The following is an 11,739-nucleotide window of genomic DNA, read 5'->3' on the forward strand; positions in this document are numbered from 1 at the left end:
ACCTCGATCTGCAAGAGGCGTGGAGTCTGGGAGATGCGGTCAGGGCGGCTATTCGCGGCCGTATCCGTTCTCGTCGCGTTCAGCATGCAACGTATGAGTGGGGCCGTCGGAGTGGGCGGGCGGGCGACGGAGAAATAGACAATCCCGTGACGCCAAGACACGGACTCACACCTAATCTGCTTTGATCGCCTCAAGCTCCACGACTGCCTCGGGGACGCTAGGAGCGTCGGTGACTTCGGCCCAAAGACTGAGGATGTCGCCAATCAGCAGGTAAGCACCAGTAATGAAGCGTGAGGCTTCGTACTGTGTCACCTCGGCGTGCGCACCCTTGTGTCCGGCGTCGTCGAATGCGTCGATGCGCTTCCCGAAATCTTCAAGATCGGAAGTTACAACATCTTTCAGCGTCGAACCAATTTTGCCTTGATTGACAATCCAGCTGATGAGGCGGTTGATGTATTTGTCATCCGTCATGGGGCGACCGCCGACAGGTTCGCCTGCGGGGCTGAGCTCGTCGGCGATTGCCTTGAGCAGCCGGCGGCATGCTGCTGCCGCGTTGGCCCAGTCTTCCGGGTTGTTCGACGACGCGTTCTCGAACGCCGAAGCCAGCTTCACTGCGGCCGTCGGGGCGAGCTTCGCGATCCGGGCGTCAACGTCATTGCGAACAACAGCGAATGCGCTTTCGACTGCGGCACCGAACCGCAGCTCTATCTCTCGCTCGCTGACGTATTGATGCACGGACCCGACCACCTTGCCGATGACACCTTGCTGCACACCCACGAGGTTGCGAATCGCACCCCGTTCCTGCGTGTTGCCAGGGGGCGCCATCACAAACTGAGCGGGATTCGCAGATGAGACGCTAACCGGCGCGTCGGCTGCGGCTTGGATTTGCAGCATTCCAGCGTCGACGTCCGCCTGAAGTTGGCTCAGAGACGTGGTGTACCAGCGCGCACCACCGTCGTTCTTATCATTGGGCGCCTTGCGCCCAGACTTCGCAGCGGCATCTACGGCAGCCTTGTTCAGCGGTGACGGGTACCCCGTCATTTCGAATGAAAGCCAAGCCATTGCATCGATGTCGTCGAGCAGTCGAGCCAAACGAGTCGCCTTCTTCAAGAAGTCCGGAGGAGGCATGCGCGCGAGTTCGATATCGGTCAAAAGTTCTTCGGCGAGCGATAAGGCAGTTTCGCGTCGAGTAGGTGCCATTTCGTACGTTCTCCCTCGTCTGTCTCTCGCCCCAAGCGTATTGCAAGCAAGCGAGTTGTACGTTTCGACCGTCACCTGGAACTCTTCCAGGTGGGCCACAGTCGCACCCTCCCAATAGGCTGGACCTGGGTAACACGAGGGGAAACACCGCATCACATGGCTGACAACAACAACGGCGCGTTCATCTGGTCTATCGCGAATCTGCTTCGCGGCGTCTATAAGCAGGCCGACTACGGCAAGGTCGTGCTCCCCTTCACCATCCTGCGCCGCCTCGACGCCGTGCTCGAACCCACCAAAGACGCCGTTCTCGGCGAATTCGAGAAGCGTAAGGACGGCACCATCCCCGTCGAGAAGCTCCTGCCCAGCGTCTCGAAGCACGACTTTTACAACACGAGCCTGTTCACCGTCGACAAGCTCGGCGGCGACCCTGCCAACGTACGTGCAAACCTTCTCAACTACATCGACGGATTCTCCGCCAACGTGCGCGACATCTTCGATCGCTATGACTTCGCCGCGCAGGTCGCTCGTCTAGACGAAAACGACCTGCTCTACCTCGTCGTGCAGAGATTCGCCGGCGTTGACCTGCACCCCGACCGTGTCAGCAACACCGAGATGGGCCTCATCTTCGAGGAGCTCATTCGCCGCTTCGCGGAGTCCTCCAACGAAACCGCCGGGGAGCACTTCACGCCGCGCGAGGTCGTGCGCCTCATGGTTAGCCTGCTCTTCACCGAGCACCTGGACGAAGACCCCGCCCGCTCCCTCACCGTGCCCGGCGCCGTGCGCACGGTCTACGACCCCGCAGCTGGCACCGGCGGCATGCTCAGCGTCGCCGACGACTACGTGCGCGAGCACTTCCCGCAGGCCTCCCTCACGCTCGTCGGCCAGGAACTCAACGCCGAATCCTTTGCCATCGCCAAAGCCGACATGGTCATCAAAGGCCAGGCCATCGAGAACATCATCTGGGGCGACACACTCACCAACGACGGCCACCACGGTAAGACCTTCGACTACGGCCTTTCTAACCCGCCCTTCGGCGTCGAATGGAAGAAACAACAGTCCTTCGTGCAGAAAGAATTCGACCTGCAAGGCTACGACGGACGCTTCGGCCCCGGCCTCCCCCGCGTCTCCGACGGCTCTCTGCTCTTCCTCATGCACCTGGTCAAGAAGATGCGCCCGAGAGCGCAAGGCGGTGGCCGCGTCGGCATCGTCCTAAACGGCAGCCCTCTCTTCACCGGCGGCGCCGGCAGCGGCGAAAGCAACATCCGCAAATACGTCATCGAAAACGACCTGCTCGATGCCATCATCGCCCTGCCCACCGACCTCTTCTATAACACCGGCATCGCCACCTACATCTGGATCCTCGACAACGACAAACCCACCAGCCGCCGCGGCAAAATTCAGCTCATCGACGCAACCGACCAGTGGGTAAAAATGCGCAAGAGCCTCGGCTCCAAACGCCGCCAAATTACCCCCGAGCAGATCCAGCACATCGTGCGCCTCTACGGTAAGTCGTCCAACATTTCAGAAGCGGATGCCGACGCCTCCAAAATTTTCACCCTCGCCGATTTTGGATACACGACAATCACCGTTGAACGCCCGCTGCAGCTGAACTGGGCCCTCACCCCGGAACGCCTCGCCCACGCGCTATCAGCGAAGTCGCTCGCTTCTCTCGCAGCCTCTATCGAGGTGGCCCTACTTCCACTGGTCGAGCATGCCGGTACCACCACGAGCGACAGCGCCGCCTTTACAAGGAGGCTGAAGTCCGCACTCGCTCTCGCCGACATCGCTGTGGCCGCCCCGCAGGTCAAGGCGCTCATCAGCGGCCTTTCGGAACGCGATGACACCGCACCAATCGTCACCGACGCCAGAGGCAAGCCTATTGCCGACACAGACCTCCGCGAAACCGAAAACGTGCCGCTCACCGACGAGATCGACGATTACATCGTGCGCGAGTTAGCCCCGCACGTCGAACACTTCTGGGTCGACCGCTCCAAAGACAAGATCGGCTATGAGATCCCCTTCACCCGACACTTCTACAAGTACGTGCCCCCACGCTCGCTCAAGGAAATCGACTCTGATCTGAACAAGCTTGTCGCCGAAATAGCGGTCCTCCTGAACGAGGTGGAGAGGGCATGACCCATCGCACCACCTGCGCGGACAACTCTACCCCTGCCCTTCCTTGGTTCGGCAAGACACCTAAACGTTGGCGGATAGCTCGGTTCTCACGATCTCTCGAGCTGATTACCGAAAAGGCAACCACCTCAGACTTCAAAGTCGCACTCGAAAATATTAGAGGATGGTCGGGTGAATATATCGACGTTGAAGGACAGGAACTGGCAGGAGAAGGAATCGCCTTTCGGGCTGGCGACCTTCTTTTTGGCAAGCTACGTCCGTATCTGGCTAAAGTCTGGTTGGCCGACCGCGATGGTGCTGCCGTGGGAGATTTCCACGTGTACCGGTCGACCGCTTATAGGGGAGCGTTTCTCAAATATTTGCTTCTGAACCGCTCATATATCGACCTCGCCAATGGGTCCACCCACGGCGCGATGATGCCAAGGGCTAGTTGGGGCTTCGTTCGCTCCGTTATCCAGCCTGTACCGCCAATCGAGGAACAACGGAAGATTGCGGACTATCTGGATCGTGAGACGGGGCAAATTGACGAGCTGATTCTCAAGCAGGAGCGGCTGGTCCACACGCTGAGCGAACGCCATCAAGCTCTTCTAATTCACTCCACTCACCCACAGAAAGCGCACTGGGTCGGTCGTCTCGGGAGGGTACTGAGAAAGCTAGAGCGACCGGCTATCGAGGGGGCTGAGACAATCACTGCCTTCCGTGATGGTCAAGTCACACTCCGTTCACTTAGGAGAAGCGAGGGCTTTACGTTCTCCGAGACGGAACACGGTTATCAGGGCGTTTCGCCTGGTGATCTTGTATTTCATGGACTCGATGGTTTCGCGGGAGCCGTGGGGATATCAAACTCGTCGGGCATATCATCACCTGTTTATCACGTCTGTTCGGCCGAGGGAGAGAACGATGTCAATTACATCGCGCTCTTGTTGCGCGCCTTAGGCCTAACCGGATTCTTGACCACCCAGGCTGGCAATGTCCGCCAGAGAAGCGTCGACTTTCGAAACTGGGGAACCTTTGCCCGTCTACCATTGTCTTTACCAGCTCCTGCCGAGCAACGTCATCTGGTTGAGCAATTTTCACAATCATCGACACGCACTGATGCCCTAATCGCCAAGGCCGGCGAAATGATCGCAGTGCTCAAGGAGCGCCGCCAGGCCCTGATCAGTGCCGCAGTCACTGGAAAGATTGACGTGAGGGGACTCTGATGGCAGACCACAACGAGAAGCCGTTCGAAGACGAACTGGTCAATCACCTGCACGCCAACGGGTGGCTTTACTCCCCCACCAGCGCTGGCTACGACAAGGAACGCGCGCTCTTCCCCGAGGATGTGTTCGGATGGCTCGAAGACACTCAGCCCGAGGTCATGGCGCGGGCGGTGAAGCCGGGTGATGCGGCATCCGTTCAGCAGAAATCGCGTGATGCCCTGCTCGACCGGCTTGTGAAGTCACTCGATGCGCCCTTCGACAGTGTCAACGGGGTGCAGGGCGGCACCCTGTCGGTGCTGCGCCGCGGATTCAAGGCCACGCCGCTGTCGTTTCGCATGGCGCAGTTCAAGCCGGTCACCGCACTGAACCCTCAGACCACCGCTGATTACGGCAAGATGCGCCTGCGGGTGATGCGGCAGGTGTTCTATTCCGCCTCGAGCAAGAAAAGCATCGACCTCGTGTTCTTCGTCAACGGGCTGCCGGTGGCGACGCTGGAGCTGAAGACCGACTTCACCCAGAACGTGCAGGACGCGATCTCGCAGTACCGCACCGACCGCAACCCCAAGGGCGAGCCGCTGCTTTCGTTCGGTCACCGCGCGCTCGTGCACTTCGCCGTCAGCAACTCCGAGGTGTTCATGACCACGCACCTGCGCGGTCCGGAGACCTTCTTTCTGCCGTTCAACCAAGGCAACGAGGGCCGTGCCGGCAACCCGCCGAACCCGACCGGGTCGGCGACGTCGTATCTGTGGGAGCGGGTGTTCCAGAAGGATGCCTGGCTCGGCATCCTGGGGCAGTTCATGCACCTGCAGGTTGAGAAGAACATCGACCTCGTCACCGGCGAAGTCGAGGCCAAGGAGACGCTTCTGTTCCCGCGGTTTCAGCAGTGGGAATCCGTCACCAAGCTCATCGAGGCCGCTCGGGTCGAGGGCCCTGGGCACCGGTATTTGGTGCAGCACTCGGCCGGGTCGGGCAAGACGAACTCGATCGCCTGGACCGCGCATCAGCTGTCGACGCTGCACCGGCCCGATGGCAGCAAGGTGTTCAACTCGGTGATCGTCGTCACCGACCGCACCGTGCTCGACACCCAGCTGCAGGATGCAATCAAGCAGATCGACGCGAAAACCGGCGTAGTTGTTGGCATCGAACACGGGAGCGGATCGAAAGCGAGCCGGCTCGCTGAAGCGCTGCTACATGACGTCCAGATCATCGTCGTGACGATCCAGACATTCCCATTTGTCATGGCCGAGCTCGACAAACTGACCGGGACACTGGCCGGACGCAATTATGCGATCATCGCCGACGAGGCCCACTCGTCGCAGACCGGAACCACCGCGAACAAGCTCAAATCGGTCTTGGGCGCCCAAGAACTCGCCGAACTCGCGGACGGTGGCGAGGTCGACGCGGAGACGGTTCTGTCCGCCGAGATGGCCTCGCGCGCGAACGCCAAGAACATTTCCTACTTTGCCTACACGGCCACCCCCAAGGCGAAGACGCTGGAGCTCTTCGGGCGGTCCGTGAACGGGGCGCTGCCGCAGGCTTTTCACCTGTACACGATGCAGCAGGCCATCGAAGAGGGTTTCATCCTCGACGTTCTGCGCAACTACACGCCATACAAAGTGGCGTTCAAGCTGGCCCACAATGGCCAGGAGTACGACTCCGACGGGCCGTTGGTCGAGAAGACGCAGGCCGTGAAGGAGCTCATGCAGTGGGTGCGCCTGCACGACTTCAACATCAGCCAAAAGGTCGCGCTGATCATCGAGCACTATCGCGAAAACGTAGGTTGGCGCCTCAACGGCAAGGCGAAAGCGATGGTCGTCACCGGCTCCCGGAAGGAAGCCGTGCGCTACAAGCTCGCCTTTGACGATTACCTGAAACGCACCGGTCACACGGATGTGCGGGCCCTGGTCGCGTTCTCGGGCGAGGTTCTTGAACCGGACCTGAACCCGGAGCCGTTCACCGAGATCAACATGAACCCGCTCTTGAAAGGCAGGTCTCTGCCGGAGGCGTTCAAGTCGGACAGCTTCCAGGTGATGCTGGTCGCCAACAAGTTTCAGACGGGTTTCGATCAGCCCCTGCTTGTGGCGATGTACGTCGACAAGAAGCTCTCCGGCGTCACGGCAGTTCAGACGCTGTCGCGCCTGAACCGAATGGCCAAGGGCAAGGACACGACGTTCGTGCTCGACTTCGTCAACGATCCCGAAGTCATTCGCGAATCCTTCGAGCCGTATTTCAAGGATGCTCGCCTGTCGTCCGTGACCGACCCCGATATCGTGCATGATATCAAGGCCAAGCTCGACTCGTCCGGCATCTACGAGGAACACGAGGTCGAAGCCGCAGCCTCAGTCAAGGTCTTCAAGAAGGGCAACAACGCTCTTTCTGCAGCGGTGGCGCCGGGCAAGGACCGGTTCAACAAACGATACGACGCCGCCGTACTCGCCGGCGACGGGCTCGAGATCGACAAGCTGAACTTGTTCCGTGGCGACCTGACCGCCTTCGTGAACGCCTATGACTTTCTCTCGCAGGTGATCAACTACGAGGACACCTCGATCGAAAAGCACTCGATCTACTACCGTGCGCTCGCGCAGGTTATCCGCGAGGAGAACCGGCGCAGCCCGATCGACCTCGCCGGAGTGGCGCTCATCGGGTACGGCATCAAGAAGCACGACGCGCTCGACATTGCTCTGACCAACGATGTCGAACTTGATCCCTTGTCGGCGACGGGGTCGGGCAAGCCCATGGACCCCGCCATGACGAGGCTCATGGAGGCGGTGAACCAGCTAAATCAGCTGTTCGACGACGACACCTTCACCGAAGTCGACACCATGGCCTTCTTCTCGCTGGTGAAGGGGAAGGCCGCGGAGAACGACAAGATCACGACGCAAATCTCTGCCAACAGCGAGCAGCAATTTCTCTCAAGCCCTGACCTGAGCGGCACTGTGACGGATGCGATCATCACTTCCGGAACCAACTTCGAGTCGATGGTGGCCGAGGCGTTGAACAGCAACACCAAGCTCCTGAAGATCATTGACCTCATTGGACGGTCGCTGTACCGGGACGGGAAGGAAGCCGCCTGATGGGGCTGAAGGATTACATTCCCGTCGAAGCGGCCGCGTATCTCATGGGCGAATCGGTAGACGCTTTCGCGCCCCACTTCAAAGCAAGCAGGCAGCAGGCCACTGGGAGAATGCCAACCGAGGCTACGGTGTGTCCAAGCGTGCACTCGCCGCATTCGTTGGGCTGGCTGGTGAACGAGTACAAGTCTGTCAATGGAAACCTCCTTCGCTGAGACAAGGAGGATTCTGTAGTTCTCGCATAGCCCATCCAGAATTCGGCGGACGGAATCGGAACCTTCGAGTAGAACTTTGTCTCAAAATCATCGGTCATCTCTTGTCACGACCGAACGTTTCCTTTAGTACTTTCTCAAGTTGAGTCGCGCGCTGCGCCCAGTCTGATGCCTCGCCAGTCGCAGAATGATCGTTTAGATCATCCCGGACGACCCTGTTCCGGGCAATCAGCGATTGCCCGTCTTTAGGCAGGAATTCACGGTACTTATATGCGTCCTCACGAGCCCGTGCTACATCGGATGGATTCGTACTTGCAAACACAGCTTCTGACTCGTCGGCGTCCGCGTCTTCAAACAAACTCGCTGAGCGATCATTCATGGTGCGATGATAATTCCACAGGGCATCCTGGGCATTGTTCCGCCGCTGCTGACGTGCTAGGTGGCGCTGGGTGACCGCACCTATGATGGCGCCAAGTACTCCGCTCAGCAGCCCTACCACGACAGACACCATCAGCGTCGGGCCGTCAATATCAGCTAAGAATTCCACGCCAATCCTTTCAATCACCACGCCTTTAGGTAAGCCGCCTCATTTCGTCACTCGCTCGCTTTCATTTCAGCATCTAACCCTCAATTGCTTCTAACGCGAGCCACGAAAAGACAACTGCCCGCCAACGCGCGGAATCTGAGTTCCAGCTCATCGTATGATCTGCGTCGGATGCTTCGAGGGCGACGATATCGGAACGCAGCGCCCTGACGTGAGTCGACAGCGCGAACGGCGACGACGTGTCGAAAGTTCCGTGAAGGATTTGCATCGGCACAGTAAGTTCGTCGGCGCGCGCGATCCAATCGAAGCTGCGCAGTTCGATTTGGTTGGCGAGACCTACTAGTCGCGCCAAAGGCCTGGAGTTGAGCCACGGCACGACTAGCGCGCCAGCCCAGGCGGGAAGGCCTGCCCGCACGCAGTTCGACTTGATCGTCGCGACCCAGTCGAGGATGGGCGACTCAAGCACCAGCCCGGTGACAATTCCGCGAAGCTGGGGCTCGGCGGCAAGCTGCAGTGCGATGGCTGCGCCCATCGACCACCCGAAGAGGATGACGCTGCCTGCGCCGTTCTCGCGGGCGTATTCCACGGCCGCTCGCACGTCATCGACCTCGGCGGCACCGAGTTCGGATCTACCAGACCCGACATGGGGACCTTCGCCGTCGTTCCGATAGGTCACGACGAGCGACGTCAACCCGGCCTCCGAGGCGACCTGCACGCCACGCAGCGTTCCGGCGCGCGTGCTTCCGAGACCGTGGATGTGGATCGCCCAGGTGGTCGACGGAGGGCCTTCGGACGGAATGAGCCAGGCGGGCGCGGGGCCGACATCGGTTTGAATCTCGATGTCCATTGACGTGAGGCCGGCGTCGGCTGGGCTTTGGAGATAGATGCCGCTCCAGGATGCTCGCAGGCCCGCAGCCACGCCGGGCCCCGACTCCCCCACGACCTCGCGGCCGACAAGACTCGGCCCGCGGTCCTCGACTTTGGGCGCGAGTTTGACCCAGCCGCCGTTCTCGAGGATGAGGTTGTAGTCGCCGGGAGCAGAGGTGGAGGGCGTGCGATCGAGGATGACGACGGGGCGCTCCCCCGAGTTATCGACGCCTCGAATGGTGAGGTCGTACTTTCGCCCGCTTACCGGGGCCGTGAGGCGCCTGGCAATAACCCAGCCGAGGGCTCCGAGCGTCACACCGGTTCCAACTACGACGCCCACCAATGCCCACACGGCTTTCATCACTGGTGCTGGCCTTGTCGAGATGGCGACGCAACAGGTCCAGCCCCGATCGATCCGACTCCCAGCAGATGTCGTTCTGCGCGCTCAACGAGTTCTCGGTCGCGGTCGCTCACGTCAAAATCCACTCGAGTGTCGATCATTGCGTCACGGATCTCGACGACCTGGCGATGAAGGAACGTCTCGAGGTCGGCGGCATCGAATGCGGAAAGTTCGGTGTGGCTGATTCCCGGACGTGCTTTCGTCGCGGCGACCCAGATCGGCTCGAGGTCATGGACGAGCATGCGAGTATTTCGGTCGCGTGATCGCGCCTGCACGGCGCCAGCGGCGGGTTGGCCAGCGAATCCGAGGCAGAGGAGAAGGAAAGTCAGCAGGTGCAGGGGCTCATACGCGATGGCTACAGTGGCCATCAGGTTCAAGTTGCGCACCACATGGGCGAGATCCATCGTGATAACCACGACGCTCAGCGCGACCCCGCAGATACTGCCGAGGAGCAGCGAGGCTGGCGGCATCCGCTGAGCGCCTTCGCTGGTTCGAACTTGTCGCGCCGCGAGTGCTGCCATCGCGGAAAGCACGATTGCGTAATAGGTGAATTGGGTCATCGAATAGGCGGCGGCCGCTGGCTGCTCGCCGAGTACCAGCATGAAGTTCGTGGTTGTGATGCCACGGTCGATGAGCAGGAAGGTGCCGACTGCGCCGACGACCGCTGCCACGAGTGTGAAGCCGCCAAGCGCAAGTCGTACCGTCCGCGGTTGGTGCTCGGAGGCTCTGAGCACTGCTCGGCCGAGGAGGAATACACCGACCATGAGCGTTGCGTCGGACACGAAGGTGACCAGGTTGGTGCTGCCGGCGTAGCTGTCGAGTATCCGATACGGCTGATCGGCGTTCAGCGTCATCGCGATTGCGATGGTCAGCGCGGCGTAGGTGATGTTGCGCTCAGTGCGACCCCGCCGCAGGATGAGCAGGGCCGCGACGAGCAGCCACATGAACGCGGCGACGAGCACGACTATCATCCGAAGACCTCCAGATACCGTGACCGGTGCATCGTGGATCCCCTGATTGCTGCAGCGAGGTGGTCGGCCAGCGTCTCGGCCTGAATTTCCTTGACCGTGTTGAGGTCTTGGCGGCAGAGCAATCGGCGACGAGTCTCGGGGGGAATGTCCGGCAGCAGGATGTCAGGAACGTCGGAGTCCTCGTCGACCTCGTGGCCGAGGATCATGTGGGCCAATTCATGCAGCACGAACTGTTGCTCGTGCAGCACCGAATCGCTCTGGGCATGCAGGATGACATCGTCGCCACCCGCCTCAAACCAGACGGCGCACAAGCCGTCGCGACCCGTGACGCCCACTAGTTCGACTATGCGCAGGCGACGCCCCCGGCTTCGCTGCACGGCACCGACGAGTTCGTCAAAGGTGAAAGTTTCGCCCAGGGCGAGTTGATCGAGCGCCGCGGACGCGCTCACTACGCTGTTCACTGCCTCGTCACTCCCCTCCGGACTTGCTTTCCTGAGCTTGCGCTACCTCTGCGTCGAGGAATCTGCTGATCGCCTGGAGGGCGTTTGGTGAGATGTCGCCCAGGGTGCGAGCCGCATACGATTTCACGCGCGCGGCTCGCATCGACCGCACGAGGTCGAGCTGGGCGCTGACTTTGGCGGGGATCTCGGCACCCTCCGAGCCCGCTAGGAATTCTGCGTCAACGTTGAAGAACGCCGCGAGGCCCTCGAACAGCGCGCGGTCTTGAACATATCGGTGGCCGTTAATGATGTAGGTCCAGCGCGACCGCGAGAGGTTCGTGCCACGCCCTTCGAGGAATGCGGCGATCTGAGCGAACGTCGCCTCGCTGCCCGTCTCGGCCTCGGCGACGTCGAGCAGCAGGCGGAGGCGTTTCGCGAGATCCTCCGCGGCTGTCGTGCTCTCGTCGTCGGTCATGTACTTTCCTCGGATTGATGGATCCTCAGGTCGTTGAGAATGCTCAATCTACTCTTTGAGCATGATCAAATCAAGGGTTGCGCATGCTCAAATGTGGTGCTAAAACAGTCTCAGAATTTGTTTTGAGCATGCTCAACACGGAGCTACCTCGCCGAACGCACCAGCGAAGCGAGGCGCACCTTCGTGTCATCGAGCCACGCCTGCGTGGCAGTCCTTCGGGAAGG

9 protein-coding genes are annotated in these 11,739 nt (G+C 60.5%); 3 read left to right on the forward strand and 6 right to left on the reverse strand.

Features of this window, described 5'->3' with window-relative positions; genetic code table 11:
• Window positions 1-171: 171 nt before the first annotated feature.
• On the reverse strand, window positions 172-1,299 hold the full coding sequence (locus E3T46_RS01015) for a hypothetical protein (protein ID WP_134577123.1): 1,128 nt from the start codon (window positions 1,297-1,299) through the stop codon (window positions 172-174).
• Between the two features lie 57 nt (window positions 1,300-1,356).
• On the opposite strand from E3T46_RS01015, the gene E3T46_RS01020 reads away from it, so the two are divergent.
• From E3T46_RS01020 to E3T46_RS01030, 3 genes are read left to right on the forward strand one after another with little or no spacing between them, the layout of a single operon-like run.
• A complete protein-coding gene (locus E3T46_RS01020; RefSeq protein ID WP_134577124.1) occupies window positions 1,357-3,336 on the forward strand; it encodes a class I SAM-dependent DNA methyltransferase in 1,980 nt (659 codons plus the stop codon).
• On the forward strand, window positions 3,333-4,535 hold the full coding sequence (locus tag E3T46_RS01025) for a restriction endonuclease subunit S (RefSeq protein ID WP_134577125.1): 1,203 nt from the start codon (window positions 3,333-3,335) through the stop codon (window positions 4,533-4,535). Before E3T46_RS01020 ends, E3T46_RS01025 begins: the two co-directional genes overlap by 4 nt.
• Window positions 4,535-7,609, forward strand: a complete 3,075-nt coding sequence (locus E3T46_RS01030; protein WP_134577126.1) for a type I restriction endonuclease — start codon at window positions 4,535-4,537, stop codon at window positions 7,607-7,609. The genes E3T46_RS01025 and E3T46_RS01030 overlap by 1 nt, the downstream gene beginning before the upstream one ends.
• A 306-nt stretch (window positions 7,610-7,915) precedes the next feature.
• On the opposite strand, the gene E3T46_RS01035 is transcribed toward E3T46_RS01030, so the two are convergent.
• From E3T46_RS01035 to E3T46_RS01055, 5 genes are all read right to left on the reverse strand, one after another.
• A complete protein-coding gene (locus E3T46_RS01035; RefSeq protein ID WP_134577127.1) occupies window positions 7,916-8,365 on the reverse strand; it encodes a hypothetical protein in 450 nt (149 codons plus the stop codon).
• 73 nt (window positions 8,366-8,438) lie between these two features.
• Window positions 8,439-9,590, reverse strand: coding sequence for an alpha/beta fold hydrolase (locus E3T46_RS01040; RefSeq protein WP_134577208.1), 1,152 nt, complete (start codon window positions 9,588-9,590; stop codon window positions 8,439-8,441).
• The gene (locus E3T46_RS01045) at window positions 9,590-10,600 is read right to left on the reverse strand and encodes a DUF6545 domain-containing protein (RefSeq protein ID WP_134577128.1); all 1,011 of its coding nucleotides are present in this window, start codon (window positions 10,598-10,600) and stop codon (window positions 9,590-9,592) included. Before E3T46_RS01045 ends, E3T46_RS01040 begins: the two co-directional genes overlap by 1 nt.
• On the reverse strand, window positions 10,597-11,061 hold the full coding sequence (locus E3T46_RS01050) for a hypothetical protein (protein WP_134577129.1): 465 nt from the start codon (window positions 11,059-11,061) through the stop codon (window positions 10,597-10,599). The genes E3T46_RS01045 and E3T46_RS01050 overlap by 4 nt, the downstream gene beginning before the upstream one ends.
• Before the next feature lie 7 nt (window positions 11,062-11,068).
• Window positions 11,069-11,515, reverse strand: coding sequence for a hypothetical protein (locus E3T46_RS01055; protein WP_134577130.1), 447 nt, complete (start codon window positions 11,513-11,515; stop codon window positions 11,069-11,071).
• Window positions 11,516-11,739: the final 224 nt, after the last annotated feature.

It is taken from the genome of Cryobacterium sp. Hh11 (assembly GCF_004404045.1).
Classification (GTDB): Bacteria; Actinomycetota; Actinomycetes; order Actinomycetales; family Microbacteriaceae; genus Cryobacterium; species Cryobacterium levicorallinum.